11 protein-coding genes are annotated in these 13,963 nt (G+C 62.5%); 5 read left to right on the plus strand and 6 right to left on the minus strand.

Translation table 11 applies throughout. The features are described 5' to 3' along the window. Positions 1-61: 61 nt before the first annotated feature. The 4 genes from dxs to ACFOLG_RS12855 form a co-directional block, all read right to left on the minus strand. A complete protein-coding gene (gene dxs / locus ACFOLG_RS12840; protein WP_386092442.1) occupies positions 62-1,918 on the minus strand; it encodes a 1-deoxy-D-xylulose-5-phosphate synthase in 1,857 nt (618 codons plus the stop codon). A 19-nt stretch (positions 1,919-1,937) separates the two neighbouring features. Then, positions 1,938-2,834 (minus strand): polyprenyl synthetase family protein, encoded by an 897-nt coding sequence (locus ACFOLG_RS12845; RefSeq protein WP_386092444.1) that lies wholly within the window; start codon positions 2,832-2,834, stop codon positions 1,938-1,940. Then, positions 2,824-3,057, minus strand: coding sequence for an exodeoxyribonuclease VII small subunit (locus tag ACFOLG_RS12850; protein WP_386092447.1), 234 nt, complete (start codon positions 3,055-3,057; stop codon positions 2,824-2,826). Before ACFOLG_RS12850 ends, ACFOLG_RS12845 begins: the two co-directional genes overlap by 11 nt. A 150-nt stretch (positions 3,058-3,207) precedes the next feature. Further along, positions 3,208-4,179: a TerC family protein gene (locus ACFOLG_RS12855; RefSeq protein WP_386092449.1), complete on the minus strand. Its 972-nt coding sequence runs from the start codon at positions 4,177-4,179 to the stop codon at positions 3,208-3,210. Positions 4,180-4,324: 145 nt separating this feature from the next. Between ACFOLG_RS12855 and ACFOLG_RS12860 the strand changes: the two genes are divergently transcribed. Beyond that, a complete protein-coding gene (locus tag ACFOLG_RS12860) occupies positions 4,325-5,155 on the plus strand; it encodes an SDR family NAD(P)-dependent oxidoreductase (protein WP_386092451.1) in 831 nt (276 codons plus the stop codon). Positions 5,156-5,216: 61 nt separating this feature from the next. Here ACFOLG_RS12860 and ACFOLG_RS12865 read toward each other — a convergent pair whose 3' ends face one another. Continuing rightward, positions 5,217-6,437, minus strand: a complete 1,221-nt coding sequence (locus tag ACFOLG_RS12865) for a response regulator (protein WP_386092454.1) — start codon at positions 6,435-6,437, stop codon at positions 5,217-5,219. 215 nt (positions 6,438-6,652) lie between these two features. Between ACFOLG_RS12865 and ACFOLG_RS12870 the strand changes: the two genes are divergently transcribed. From ACFOLG_RS12870 to ACFOLG_RS12880, 3 genes are all read left to right on the plus strand, one after another. Next, positions 6,653-9,475, plus strand: a complete 2,823-nt coding sequence (locus ACFOLG_RS12870; protein ID WP_386092456.1) for a valine--tRNA ligase — start codon at positions 6,653-6,655, stop codon at positions 9,473-9,475. A 57-nt stretch (positions 9,476-9,532) separates the two neighbouring features. Continuing rightward, on the plus strand, positions 9,533-10,186 hold the full coding sequence (locus ACFOLG_RS12875; protein WP_386092459.1) for a hypothetical protein: 654 nt from the start codon (positions 9,533-9,535) through the stop codon (positions 10,184-10,186). Between the two features lie 1,316 nt (positions 10,187-11,502). Further along, entirely contained in the window at positions 11,503-12,120 is a 618-nt protein-coding gene (locus ACFOLG_RS12880; protein ID WP_386092462.1) for an outer membrane beta-barrel protein, read from the plus strand. Between the two features lie 206 nt (positions 12,121-12,326). Here ACFOLG_RS12880 and ACFOLG_RS12885 read toward each other — a convergent pair whose 3' ends face one another. Then, on the minus strand, positions 12,327-12,554 hold the full coding sequence (locus tag ACFOLG_RS12885) for a hypothetical protein (RefSeq protein WP_386092465.1): 228 nt from the start codon (positions 12,552-12,554) through the stop codon (positions 12,327-12,329). Positions 12,555-12,593: 39 nt separating this feature from the next. Here ACFOLG_RS12885 and ACFOLG_RS12890 point away from each other — a divergent pair, with 39 nt between their 5' ends. Further along, positions 12,594-13,841, plus strand: coding sequence for a nuclease-related domain-containing protein (locus ACFOLG_RS12890; RefSeq protein ID WP_386092467.1), 1,248 nt, complete (start codon positions 12,594-12,596; stop codon positions 13,839-13,841). The last annotated feature ends 122 nt before the right edge of the window (positions 13,842-13,963 follow it).

Genomic DNA, 13,963 nt, shown 5'->3' on the forward strand with positions numbered 1-13,963 from the left:
GATAAATGGCAAAACGGCCAGCAGCTTGACGCTGCTGGCCGCTGCTCACCGGCGGGGCGGGTCAGTTGCCGGCCAGGCGCGCGGCGATGCTGCGGGCGATGCCGTCCGCGTCCAGGCCACAGCCGGCCAGCAGCAGTGCCGGGTCGCCATGTTCAACATAATCGTCCGGCAGGCCCAATTGCAATGTCTGGCAGGCGAGGCCGGCTGCGGCCAACGTTTCCAGGCAGGCGCTGCCGGCGCCGCCCATGATCACGTTTTCCTCCACCGTTACCAGCAGTTCGTGGCTGGCGGCCAGCTGCTTGACCAGCTCCGCATCCAGCGGCTTGACGAAGCGCATGTCGGCCACCGTGGCGTCGAACTGCGCGGCGGCGGTCAGTGCCGGGGTCACCATGCTGCCAAACGCCAGAATCGCCACCTTGCCTTCGCCCTGGCGGCGGATATGGCCCTTGCCGATCGGCATGGCCGACATTTCCGGCACGATGGCTGCGCCCGGGCCGGTGCCGCGCGGGTAGCGCACCGCGCTCGGGGTGTCGAGGCTGAAGGCGGTGTACAGCATCTGCCGGCATTCGTTTTCGTCCGACGGCGCCATCACCGTCATGTTCGGAATGCAGCGCAGGAAGGACAGGTCGAAGGCGCCGGCATGGGTGGGGCCGTCGGCGCCCACCAGGCCGGCGCGGTCGATGGCGAACACCACCGGCAGGTTCTGGATCGCCACGTCGTGGATCAGCTGGTCGTAGCCGCGCTGCAGGAAGGTGGAGTAGATCGCCACCACCGGCTTCATGCCGTCACAGGCCATGCCGGCGGCAAAGGTCACCGCGTGCTGCTCGGCAATCGCCACGTCGAAGTAGCGCTCCGGGTGCTCCTGCTCGAAGCGCACCATGCCGGAGCCTTCGCGCATCGCCGGGGTGATGGCCACCAGCCGCTTATCCTGCTTGGCCATGTCGCACAGCCAGTCGCCGAAGATCTGCGTGTACTGCGGCTTGCCGCCGCCGCTCTTGCCGGCGGCCAGGCCGTTGGCCGGGTCGAACTTGGTGACGCCGTGGTACTTCACCGGGTCGTTCTCGGCCAGCTTGTAGCCCTGGCCCTTCTTGGTGACGATGTGCAGGAACTGCGGGCCGGACAGGCTCTTGATGTTCTTCAGCGTGTCCACCAGCACGTCGACATCGTGGCCGTCGATCGGGCCGATGTAGTTGAAGCCGAACTCCTCGAACAGCGTGCCGGGGGTGAAGAAGCCCTTGACGTGCTCTTCCATCTTGCTGGCGATCTCGCGCAGCGGCGGGGCGATGCCCAGCACCTTGTTGCTGCCCTGTTTCATCGCCGCGTAGAAGCGGCCGGACATCAGCTTGGCCAGGTAGTTGTTCAGCGCGCCGACGTTGGGCGAGATCGACATGTCGTTGTCGTTGAGGATCACCAGCAGGTCGGTGTCCATCGCGCCGGCGTTGTTCAGCGCTTCGAACGCCTGGCCGGCGGTCATCGCGCCGTCACCGATGATGGCCACGCACTTGCGCGCCAGCCCCTGCGCCTTGGCGGCTACCGCCATGCCCAGCGCGGCACCGATGGAGGTGGAGGAGTGGCCGACGCCGAAGGTGTCGTATTCCGACTCGCCGCGCTTGGGAAAGCCGGCCAGCCCGCCCAGCTGGCGCATGGTGGACATCTGCTCCTTGCGGCCGGTGAGGATCTTGTGCGGATAAGTCTGGTGCCCCACGTCCCACACCAGGCGGTCGTCCGGGGTGTTGAACACGTAGTGCAGCGCGATGGTCAGCTCGATGCTGCCGAGGTTGGAGGCGAAGTGGCCGCCGGTCTTGCTGACCGACTCCACCAGGAATTCGCGCAGCTCCTGTGCCAGTTGCGGCAGCTCCTGGCGGCCGAGTTTTCTCAGGTCGGCCGGACTCTGTATGGTGTCGAGCAATGTTGTCATGTTGGTTTTTTTGTGGTGATCAGAACGAGCGGGCGACGATGTACTCGGCCAGCTGTTGCAGGCGCGCGGCCTTGCTGCCGAACGGCGCCAGCGCCGCCAGCGCGTCGTCGTACAGGTCGCGGGCGTAGCTCTTGGCCTCGCCCAGGCCCATCAGACTGACATAGGTCGGTTTGTCGTTGGCGGCATCCTTGCCGGCGGTCTTGCCCAGCGTGGCGGTGTCGGCCTCCACGTCCAGCACGTCGTCCACCACCTGGAACGCCAGGCCCATGCGCTTGGCGAAGTGGTCCAGCGCCTCGGTCTGCGCCGCATCCAGAGGTTGGCCGCACAGCGCACCCAGCAGCACCGAGGCGCGGATCAGCGCGCCGGTCTTCATCAGGTGCATGAATTCCAGTTCCGGCTGCGACAGCGGCTTGCCGACGCTGGCCAGATCGATGGCCTGGCCACCGGCCATGCCGGCGTGGCCGGACGCCTGCGCCAGCAGCTTGACCATCGCCAGCTGCTGCGCGGCGGCCACGCCCGGCAGCGGGCTGGCCACCAGCTCGAACGCCAGTGTCTGCAGCGCATCGCCCACCAGCAGCGCGGTGGCCTCGTCGAACTGCACGTGGCAGGTCGGCTTGCCGCGGCGCAGCACGTCGTCGTCCATGCACGGCATGTCGTCATGCACCAGCGAGTAGGCGTGGATCATCTCCACGGCACAGGCCACGCGCGCCACGTTGGCCGCATCGGCATCCACCAGTTCGGCGGCGGCAATGGCCAGCAGCGGGCGCACGCGCTTGCCGCCCTGCAGCGTGCTGTAGCGCATCGCCTCGTGCAGCACGTGCGGCGCACGGCTGGCGTCCGGCAGCAGGGTTTCCAGCGCCGTTTCCACGGCTTGCTGGCTGGCGGTCATCCAGCCGGTAAAAGTGTCATTGGCCATCGGCGAGATCCAGCGGCTTGAGTTCGTCGTTCTCCAGCACGCGCAGTTGTTGTTCGGCATCCGCCAGTTTGCTTTGGCAGAACTTGATCAGCTCCATGCCTTGCTTGTACGAGGTGAGGGCGTTGTCCAGCGGCATGTCGCCGCTTTCCATCGCCCGGATGATGTCTTCCAGCTGGGCCAGCGCGGTTTCGAAGCTGGCTTGCGCTTTGGTCGGTTTGGCCATCGCGGGGCTTTCGGTAAGTGAATGGCAAGTTGGCCGCCATTGTAGGCGTTTTTACGCTGCGTAACAAAGCCGCCATATCGCGCTGCAGCAGATGAAAAACCCCGCTGGCAGGCTGTCTGCAGCGGGGTGGGAAGGGACGGTGCGGCTGGTTTAGTGCGTCTTTTTCGGGAACAGCAGCGAGGCAATGACCGAACCGCCGATCACCGCGAACACCACGCCCAGCGACAGCATGATCGGCACGTGCAATACCTGCAGCAGTAACAGCTTCAGGCCGATGAACGACAGCACGATGGCCAGGCCGTAGCGCAGCAGGTGGAAGCGGTCGGCCACGTCGGCCAGCAGGAAGAACATCGCGCGCAGGCCGAGGATGGCGAAGATGTTGGAGGTCAGCACGATGAACGGGTCCATGGTCACCGCGAAGATGGCCGGAATGCTGTCCACCGCGAACACCACGTCCGACAGCTCCACCATCACCAGCACCAGGAACATCGGCGTGGCGTAGCGCAGGCCGTCCTTGATTACGAAGAACGCTTCGCCGTGGTAGTCGTTGCTCATGCGGATGTGGCGGCGCAGGAACTTGAGCAGGCCGTTGTTGGTAAGGTCCTGCTCTTCTTCCTTCTCCGGCAGCATCATCTTCAGGCCGGTAAACAGCAGGAAGGCGCCGAACACATACAGGATCCAGCTGAACTCCTGCACCAGTGCCGCACCGAGGAACACCATCACCGTGCGCAGCACGATGGCGCCGAACACGCCGTACAGCAGCACGCGGCGCTGGTATTCCACCGGCACCTTGAAGAAGCCGAAGATCATCAGGAACACGAAGATATTGTCCACCGCCAGCGATTTTTCGATCACGTAGCCGGTGAAGAACTCCAGGGTTTTCTGGTTGGCGACCGCTTCGCCATAAGCCGGGTCGTTCGCCAGCGTCCACCATAGCCAGCCGCCAAAGGCACAGGCCACGCTGACCCACACCACGGACCAGCCGGCGGCTTCCTTGATCGACACCTTGTGCGAGCCGCTCTGCTTCAGCGCCAGCATGTCGATCACCACCATGATGAAAACGGCGACAAAAAACACCGTGTAGAAGAAAGGCGATCCGATAGATGGGAGGGCCTGTTCCATGTCGGGGAATACTCCTTAAGTGTGAGGCGCGTGAATGTGTTTTGTTATTATCGGCCGGGTTCGGGAATGTACCCCGGTCAGCGATGTACATATCGTTACATATGCAGCGCTGTGAGACGAGCGCAGGCTGTCACAGGTTCAATAAATGCAAAAAAATATTCTGATAACCGGCTGCTCCAGCGGCATCGGCCTGGACGTGGCGCGCGGCCTGCAAGCCGATGGCTGGCGCGTGTTCGCCACCGCACGGCGTGCCGAGGACGTGGCAAGGTTGGCCGCAGAGGGTTTTGCCGATGCGCTGCAGCTGGATGTGGACGACAGCGCCAGCATCCGCGCGGCGGTGGCTGCGGTGCTGGCCCGCAGCGGCGGCCGGCTGGAGGCGCTGTTCAATAACGCCGGTTTCGGCCAGCCGGGGGCGGTGGAGGACGTGCCGCGCCAGGCGATGCGCGAGCAGTTCGAAACCAATCTGTTTGGCGCCTGGGAGCTGCTGAACAGCGTGCTGCCGGTGATGCGCGCACAGGGCGAGGGGCGGGTGCTGTTCAACAGCTCTGTGCTGGGCTTTGCGGCGATGAAATACCGCGGCGCCTACAACGCCAGCAAGTACGCGATGGAAGGGCTGTGCGACACGCTGCGGCTGGAGCTGGCCGGTAGCGGCATCCACGTCAGCCTGATCGAGCCGGGGCCGATCGAAAGCCGCTTCCGCCCCAATGCGCTGCAGAAATTCCTGCGCAACATCGCCATCGACGCCAGTGCGCACCGCGAGTCCTACCAGCGCCAGTTGCTGCGGCTGAAGAAGGAAGGCCACGCCGCGCCGTTCACGCTGCCGGGTACGGCGGTGCTGACGCAGGTGCAAAAAGCGCTGGCCGCGCGCCGGCCGAAGGCACGTTACCGTGTCACTTTCCCCACCCACCTGTTCTGGCACCTGAAGTGGCTGCTGCCCACCCGTCTGCTGGATTGGGTGCTGGCGCGCGCGGCGTAAGGCCGCACTAAACGCACCAGGCCGCCCGTGGGCGGCCTGGTGCTTGGCGATGTTGGCGGCGTCAGCTGCTGTACACCCGGTTGCGTCCGGCCTGTTTGGCCTGGTACAGCAGGGCATCGGCTTTTTTCAGCAGCTGGCTGACATCCGGCAGGTTGCCCGCCACGCCGATGCTGAGCGTGAACTGCAGCTCGCCGTGGCTGGTGGTCAGTACCGCGCTGGCCACGCGCTGGCGGAAGGCCTCCAGCATCGGCAGCGGGTCGCCGGCATCCGGCAGCAGCACCACGAACTCCTCGCCGCCGAAGCGGGCGATGTTTTCCTGGCAGAACGTCTCGCGCAGCTGCTCGGCCAGCCAGCGCAGCGCCTGATCGCCCACGTCGTGGCCGTAGTTGTCGTTGATGCGCTTGAAGTGATCGACATCCAGCATCGCCAGCGCGTACGGCTGCTGCTGGTGCTGGATGCGCTCGAAAAAGCTGCGGCGGTTGGGCAGGCCGGTCAGCATGTCCTGCCGCGCGGCGCGGGCCAGCGCGCACAGGTTTTCCACGTACTCGATGTTGCGGGTGACGCGGCAGAAGAATTCTTCGTGATTGAACGGCTTGGTGAGGAAATCGTCGGCGCCGGCCTTGATGAAGCGCGCGCTCATGCTGGGGTCCTGGCTGCTGGAGATACCGATGATGGCCAGCTCTTCCGACTTGCGGAAGCGGCGCACCTCGCTGCACAGCCGCACGCCGTTCATGCCCGGCATGTCGTGGTCGGTAAGCACCAGGCGGATGCCGCTGTCGGCGCTCAGGATCGCCAGCGCCGCCTCGCCGTTGGCCGCTTCCACCACCTCGTACAGCTGGCGGCGCAACAGCTGCTTCAGATAGCCGCGAATGGCGCTGGAATCGTCCACCACCAGCACGCGCGAACCCGGGTTGTGCTCGATACGCCGCAGCATGCGCAAGGTGTACTCGTAGGCGGACGGGTTTTCCTTGGGGATGTAGTCCACCACCGGTTGCAGTAGCACCTGCTCGCGGGTGGCAAGGTCGTTGCGCGCGGTCAGTACGATGGTGGGAATCTGGCGTTGCAGCAGGTCGGCCAGCGCCTCGCCTTCCGGCGCGTCCGGCAGGCAGTAGTCCAGCACACAGGCCATCAGCGGAATGGCGTCGTCGTCGTTGAGCAGCTGCAGCATCTCGCGGCGGCTGCTGGCGCACAGCGGCACATAGCCTTCGTTCTCCAGCATGCGCTGCAAGGCGCGCAGTACCGAGGGGTTGTCTTCAACGAGCAGAACGTGGCGGCTGTGCATGGTGTGGTGATGTCGGAGCTGAAGTCTGGGTGGCGATGTGGCCGGCCGGCGGGCAGGGTGTCGGTAATATATACAAATATTTATAACTGCGCGGTCGCATCATCATATTTGCCAGCAAATAGCGGGTGATGGCAGGCGGCGCGGGCAGGACGGCACAGCGGGATTCGGTTTATAATTTACGCCATTTTTTGCCTCACACAGACCGAATTCACACCATGACCCAGGAACTTGCCAAAAGCTACGAGCCGGGCGACATCGAACGTCGCTGGTACGATCAATGGGAACAGTCCGGCTACTTCCAGCCGCATATGGACAGCACCCAGCCCGCCTTCTGCATCCAGCTGCCGCCGCCCAACGTCACCGGCACCCTGCACATGGGTCATGCCTTCAACCAGACCATCATGGACGGTCTGACCCGCTACTTCCGCATGAAGGGCCACAACACCGCCTGGATTCCGGGTACCGACCACGCCGGCATCGCCACCCAGATCGTGGTGGAGCGCCAGCTGGCCGAGCAGGGCATCAACCGCCATGACCTGGGCCGCGAAGCGTTCACCAGCAAGATCTGGGAATGGAAAGAGAAATCCGGCGGCACCATCACCAGCCAGATGCGCCGCGTCGGCTGCTCGGTGGACTGGAGCCGTGAATACTTCACCATGGACGACGCCCGCGCCGAGGTGGTAACCGAGGTATTCGTGCGCCTGTTCGAACAGGGCCTGATCTACCGTGGCAAGCGCCTGTCCAACTGGGACGCCAAGCTCGGCACCGCCATCTCCGACCTGGAAGTGGTGTCGGAGGAAGAAGATGGCCACATGTGGCACATCAAGTACCCGGTAGTCGGCAGCGATGAGTTTGTCACCGTCGCCACCACCCGCCCGGAAACCCTGCTCGGCGACGTGGCGGTAGCCATCAACCCCACCGACGAGCGCTACCAGCACCTGCTGGGCAAAATGCTGGAGCTGCCGCTCACCGGCCGCCAGATTCCGGTGATCGCCGACGACTACGTCGACGCCGCCTTCGGCACCGGCTTCGTGAAGATCACCCCGGCGCACGACTTCAACGACTACCAGGTGGGCAAGCGCCACGACACCCAGCTCATCAACGTGATGAGCCTGGAAGCGCGCATCCTGGCCAAGGCGCAGCTGTTCGGCTTCGACGGCACCGCCCAGGGCACCATCGACCTGCCAGCCGCCTACGCCGGCCTCACCACCGGTGAAGCGCGCAAGGCGATGCTGAAAGACCTGGAAGCCCAGGGTCTGCTGCTGGAAGCCAAGCCGCACAAGCTGATGGTGCCGCGCGGCGACCGTACCGGCACCGTGATCGAGCCGCTGCTCACCGACCAGTGGTTCGTCGCCATGAGCAAAGTGGGCGAGGGCGACGCCACCGGCCAGTCCATCGCCGAAAAAGCCATCGACGCCGTCGCCAGCGGCGAAGTGCGCTTCATCCCGGAAAACTGGGTCAACACCTACAACCAGTGGATGAACAACATCCAGGACTGGTGCATCAGCCGCCAGCTGTGGTGGGGCCACCAGATCCCGGCCTGGTACGACGAAGACGGCAACATCTACGTTGGCCGCACCGAGGAAGAAGTACGCGCCAAGGCGCCGGGCAAAACCCTGCGCCGCGAACAGGACGTACTGGACACCTGGTTCAGCTCCGCGCTGGTGCCGTTCTCCACCCTGGGTTGGCCGCAAGACACTCCGGAACTGAACGCCTTCGTTACCAGCAACGTGCTGGTGACCGGTTACGAAATCATCTTCTTCTGGGTTGCCCGGATGATCATGATGACCAAGCACTTCACCGGCAAGGTGCCGTTCCGCGACGTGTACATCCACGGCATGGTGCGCGACCACGAAGGCAAGAAGATGTCCAAGTCCGAGGGCAACGTCATCGACCCGGTGGATCTGATCGACGGCATCGCGCTGCAACCGCTGATCGAAAAACGCACCACCGGCCTGCGCCGCCCGGAAAAAGCGCCGCAGATCGCCAAGGCCACCGAGAAGCTGTTCCCGGACGGCATCCCGGCCTACGGTACTGATGCACTCAGATTCACCATGGCCAGCTACGCCACCCTCGGCCGCTCGGTCAACTTCGACTTCAAGCGCGCCGAAGGCTACCGCAACTTCTGCAACAAGCTGTGGAACGCCACCCGCTTCGTGATGATGAACGTGGAAGGCAAGGACTGCGGCCAGGACGAAACCCTGCCGCTGGAATACAGCTTCGTCGACAAGTGGATCATCGGCCGCCTGCAACAGGCCGAGGCCGATGTCACCAACGCGCTGGAAACCTACCGCTTCGACATCGCCGCCCAGGTGATCTACGAATTCATCTGGAACGAGTACTGCGACTGGTACGTGGAACTGGCCAAGGTGCAACTGCAGAACGGCAACGACGCGCAGCAGCGCGCCACCCGCCGCACCATCGTGCGCGTGCTGGAAGTGGCGCTGCGCCTCACCCACCCGCTGATGCCGTTCATCACCGAAGAACTGTGGCAGACCGTTGCCCCGCTGGCCAACGCCAAGCACAGCGACTCCATCATGGTTGCCGCCTGGCCGGTGGCGGTGCCCGAGAAGATCGACGCTGCGGCCAACGCCCGCATGGATGCGTTCAAGGATCTGGTGAACGCGGTGCGCAACCTGCGCGGTGAAATGGGCATCGGCCCGGCGGTGAAAGCGCCGCTGTTCATCGAAACCAGCGACGCCAGCCTGGCCGACTTCGTGCCCTACCTGAAACTGCTGGCGCGCATCAGCGAAGGCAGCATCGTCGCCGCACTGCCGGCCGACGACGCCCCGGTAGCCATCTCTGGCGACGCCCGCCTGATGCTGAAGGTGGAAGTGGACAAAGCCGCCGAAACCGCGCGCCTTACCAAGGAGCAGGGCAAGGCGCAGGCCGAGCTGGACAAGCTGACCGCCAAACTGGAAAAGCCGGGCTACGTCGACAAGGCGCCGGCGCACCTGGTGGAGCGCGACAAGGCGCAGCTGGCGGAGCTGAATGACAAGCTGGACAAGATCAAGGGGCAGCTCGCCAAGTTGGCTTGATAACTAATTGTCATCCGTGATAAAACCCCCGTCATCGAAAGGTGGCGGGGGTTTTATATGAAGACTTGTTTTGTTATTTCGCCGATAGGTGATGATGGTTCTGAGGTGAGGCAGCGTGCGGATAAAGTTTTGTTGCACATCATTAAGCCAGCATTGCAGCCCTTGGGTTACGAAATAATTCGCGCAGATAGTATGCCTAAGACGGGCATGATTACTAGCCAAATTGTTAATGCTATTGTTGATTCTGATTTGGTTATTGCGGATTTAACAGGTCATAATCCAAACGTTTTTTATGAATTGGCAATTCGGCATTGTTCAAATAAGCCATATATTCATCTTATTGAAAAAGGTGATAAATTACCTTTTGATATACACGGTGTTCGAGCAATTCCAATTAGTGTTAGCGATATAGCAGTGGCAAGTGCTGCCATTAATGGTATTAAGGAAAATGTTCGCTCTTATGAGGATGGGCATGTTGCGGACTCTCCTGTTTCCATTGCAAGAAAAGTTGGTGAGCTTTTGGGTGATAATTCTCTGATAGAAGAATTGCTCGGCCGTTTGGAAGAGTTGGAGTCGGCTGTAAGTAATGTACCCGATGAGGTAGAGTGGAATCTGGATACTACTATTGAAGCGGCTGCAGATGAGGTAAAAACCCATATTGATGAGCAGATTGAGGGGCTGAAAGAATTTCTTTTGCAAAAAGAAGATTGATTTTTTTTGGCTGATGCTGAAGGTTGGGGCAGCTCGTAGGTTGGGCTGAATGAAATAAAGCCCAACGTCCACCGCGTCCATGCCAAGGTTGGCCGCATGCCGTGATGGTGTTGCGGCCAACCTTGTTTTGTTTGTAGTGCTGCTACGCAGCTTGTTTGATTGCCGCTTTAGCTTTCTTTTGCTTCGCCAAAAGAAAGCTACCAAAGAAAAGGCGACCCGGTGGCTGCTCGAAACCCCGTGCCAAACGGTACGCCCCAGGCGCCGCTGATTCGCCGCGCGCTAACGTCGCGCGGCTCAGGCAGCGTCTTAAAACCTGGGGCGCACCGTTTTGCCCGGCTCGCGCCAACGAGAGGGGTAAGCCGGTTCGGTTCTGCTGGTTGTTTCGTTGGGCAGAATGGCTGGGTGGAGTTTGTTGCTGTGCTGCAAGTTGAGTGCAGCACGGTAAGTTGGGTTGAATGAAATGACGCCCAACGTTCACCGCACGCTGCAAGGTTGGCCGCATGCCGTGATGGCGCTGCGGCCAACCTTGTTTTGTTTGTGGTGCCGCTACGAGGCTTGTTTGAATGCCGCTTTCCGCGCGGCGGCGGGTAGCTTTCTTTTGCCTCGCCAAAAGAAAGCTACCAAAGAAAAGGCGACCCGGTGGCTGCTCGAAACCCCGTGCCAAACGGTACGCCCCAGGCGCCGCTGATTCGCCGAGCGCTAACGTCGCGCGGCTCAGGCAGCGTCTTAAAACCTGGGGCGCACCGTTTTGCCCGGCTCGCGCCAACGGGAAGGGCAAGCCGGTTCGGTTCTGCTGGTTGTTACATTGGGCTGGATTGTTGGGTGGGGTTTGCCGTAGTTTTGCAGGTTGAGTGCAGCAAAGCCCTGCGTTCATCGCGTGGGCGATGACCGGAGGTTGGCCGCAAGCCGTCACAGGTTTGTGGCCAACCTGCTTTGTGGCGGGCGGCTTGCAATGCAGCACGGTAGGTTGGGTTGAATGCAATGAAGCCCAACGCTCACCGCGCCCGTGCCAAGGTTGGCCGCATGCTGTGACGGCATTGCGGCCAACCTTGTTTTGTCTGCGGTGTGTATTTCGTGGAGGTAGTCACCACCCGCCGCCTGCCACCCGGTAGACCGGCCTGGAGCATGCACACCTTCCCCTGCGACTGCCATTGCCCCGGCGGTACGTCACAAGCCCATGTAAAATGACCCACCCCAAGCGCCACGGATTTGCTGCTTGCTGGTGGCGAGCGGCCCATACTGCGAGGCCCTTGCCTGCTGCAAGCGCACTACCCGGCCCGGCCCGATTTCCCGCACCTCCAAACGAAAGCAAGAACATGAACCGCAACACGCTGTTTGCCCTGATTGTCGCCTGTAGCAGCACTGCCGCCGTGGCGGCCGCGCCGGGCTGGTATGCCGGGGTGGCTGCTGGCCAGGCGCAAACCCACTTTACCGGCCAGGGCCAGCTTTTCTACGACGCCGGCGCCAAGGTGTATGACTACTCCGCCGCGCAGAAGCTTTACGCTGGTTATGCGTTCAGCCAGAGCATGAGCGCTGAGCTGAGCGTGTTCAAGCTGGGTCATTCCCGTTTCTCGGGCACGTCGAGTGCTGCGCCGGCGCAGGATCGTTTCGGCGCCAAGGGGCTGTCGCTGGCGGCGGTGGCGGAGCTGCCGCTCAACGACCAGCTGGCGCTGTTCGGCAAGCTGGGTGCCGCCGTGGTGACCACCAACTACACCTGTGTCGTCAACTGCTCGGCGCTGCAAAACAACGACCATCGCGGCATCTACGCCAACTACGGCGTGGGTGCGCGCTACGCGCTGACGCCGGCGTTGTCGTTGCGTGCCGAGTTCGAGCGTTTCGACGGCATGAAGTATGAAACCGGTGGTGGCAGCGGCCGCGCGCACTTCCGCAGCGATACCGATTTCCTGTCGCTGGGGCTGCAGTACGGTTTCTGATTTGCCGGTAGTCGGGCGGTAGGCAAGCTTGGCCGCATGGTGCAAGGCGTTGCGGTCAAGCTGGTAGTGTCTGGCGCGCACGCTGTGCGCCGGCTGGGGCGGCATGCCATGCGGCCCGGCGTTTGGCTCACACGGGAAAAGGTTGGCCGCAGACCCTGATGGGCATGCGGCCAACCTTTTTTCACTCTTGCTTGCCGGTGGCAGTGTTAAACCAGCTGCCGGGCATGCCATTGCTGCAGCTCGGCCGGAATGCCCAGGTCTTGCGGGCTGCCGAATGGTGGCCACGAGGTGCGGCCTTCGGCCAGTGCGCGGGCGGCTTCCTCCGGGCTGGGGTAGGCGCCCAGCGCCTCGCCCTCGTGCATGATGTGGTAGCTGCCATCGAGCGGCACGATCTCGAAGGGGCCGTAGCGGGTGTCGTATGTCCAGCATTTCATGATGATGCCCTCCTCATCCTTGATGGTAGTTGTTGCGGCGTGCTTTATCGCATTGCCGTCACTGGGCACCGTGCACCTTGCGGTTCAAGAGCAGCTGCGCGCCGGGAGACGGGCAAGGGGCGTGCGGTCAACGGTGGGTGGCACTGTCGAGGCTGCCTTGCTCGGCGGCAGGTAAATGTCATTAATATATGCTTTACGCCTATAATTTTGGCACCTGTCGTTATCGATGCACACACCATGATCCTGAAAGAAAAAATTTTCACCGAAGCCCGCGACTGGAAGCAAGCCGCGGGCGATGCCGCCGAAAAAGAGATGGCGTTCTACCTGCGGCGCTATTTTGGCGACGATGCGGAGGTGTTCATCCTCAACGATATCCGGCTGGAGATGGATGGCGATGCAGCACAGATGGACCATGTGTTGATTCACCCGGCGGGGCTGACCATCGTGGAAAGCAAGAGTGTGGCCGGCAAGCTGCAGATGAAGGCCGATGGCGAGTGGCTGCGCTGGTTCGACGACCGTTCCAGTGGCATGGCGTCGCCGATTGTGCAGGCCCGGCTACAGGCCGAGTTTCTGCGCAAGTTTTTGCGCCGCATGGCCAAGCAGCCGCAGGTGATTGATGCGCTGTCGATCGACTTCATGATCGCCATTTCCAGCCGTGGCCAGTTCATTCCGCCCAAGGGCGAGACGGTGGCCGAGGTGTGCAAGGCCGATCTGGTGGGGGAGCGCATTCGCGCCAAGGTGGCGGGGGCGATGGCTTTCCCGGCGCCGTACCGCAAGATACTGGGCGAGTACATGGCCAAGATGCACGCGCCAAGGCAGGAGGCGCAGTCGGTGCCCCCAGTGACGCCAAGCACTGCGGTGCAGGCAAACGAGCCGGTGCGCGAGTATGCCGCCACGGTAGTGGAAGTGGTGCTGGCCGAGCCGGCGGTGCCGCTACACCCACAGGAGAAGGCGCCGGGCTATCGCAATTTCGAGTTCATTGGGAATAAGCTGCGCAAGGTCGGCTTCCTCGACAAGCTGTTGTCGTCAGAGGGTCCGCAAAAGCAGTATTTCACCTGTTGCAAGGGTTGCAGTTCGCAGTTGCTGGAGTTTCGCTATGGCAAGTTCGGCTACTACCTGAAGTGCCGGGATTGCGGCGACAACACCACCATCAAGCTGGATTGCCGGCAGTGCCGGCGCCAGACCAAGCTGCGTAAGGAAGGGGATTTTCTGTTTGTGGAGTGTGCCGCCTGCCAGCTGTCCGAGTTGCTGCATCGTAACGATAAGCCATTGCCGGATCTGGGCTAATGCCGGGGGCGCACAACACCAACGGCGACAGCCCGCCGCGCTGGTGTTAGCCCGGCAACGCGGGCGTGGCGCCGGTGACGGGAAAACAAAAATGCGGCCAACGTTGGCCGCATTATTTGATG

This window comes from Vogesella facilis, from assembly GCF_042648525.1.
In the GTDB taxonomy this organism is placed as follows: Bacteria; Pseudomonadota; Gammaproteobacteria; order Burkholderiales; family Chromobacteriaceae; genus Vogesella; species Vogesella facilis.

Bases quoted from the DNA above. Each gene is read 5' to 3' on its own strand.
- dxs (WP_386092442.1), bottom strand. From the start codon at position 1,918: ATGACAACATTGCTCGACACCATACAGAGTCCGGCCGACCTGAGAAAA.
- ACFOLG_RS12845 (WP_386092444.1), bottom strand. From the start codon at position 2,834: ATGGCCAATGACACTTTTACCGGCTGGATGACCGCCAGCCAGCAAGCC.
- ACFOLG_RS12850 (WP_386092447.1), bottom strand. From the start codon at position 3,057: ATGGCCAAACCGACCAAAGCGCAAGCCAGCTTCGAAACCGCGCTGGCC.
- ACFOLG_RS12855 (WP_386092449.1), bottom strand. From the start codon at position 4,179: ATGGAACAGGCCCTCCCATCTATCGGATCGCCTTTCTTCTACACGGTG.
- ACFOLG_RS12860 (WP_386092451.1), top strand. From the start codon at position 4,325: ATGCAAAAAAATATTCTGATAACCGGCTGCTCCAGCGGCATCGGCCTG.
- ACFOLG_RS12865 (WP_386092454.1), bottom strand. From the start codon at position 6,437: ATGCACAGCCGCCACGTTCTGCTCGTTGAAGACAACCCCTCGGTACTG.
- ACFOLG_RS12870 (WP_386092456.1), top strand. From the start codon at position 6,653: ATGACCCAGGAACTTGCCAAAAGCTACGAGCCGGGCGACATCGAACGT.
- ACFOLG_RS12875 (WP_386092459.1), top strand. From the start codon at position 9,533: ATGAAGACTTGTTTTGTTATTTCGCCGATAGGTGATGATGGTTCTGAG.
- ACFOLG_RS12880 (WP_386092462.1), top strand. From the start codon at position 11,503: ATGAACCGCAACACGCTGTTTGCCCTGATTGTCGCCTGTAGCAGCACT.
- ACFOLG_RS12885 (WP_386092465.1), bottom strand. From the start codon at position 12,554: ATGAAATGCTGGACATACGACACCCGCTACGGCCCCTTCGAGATCGTG.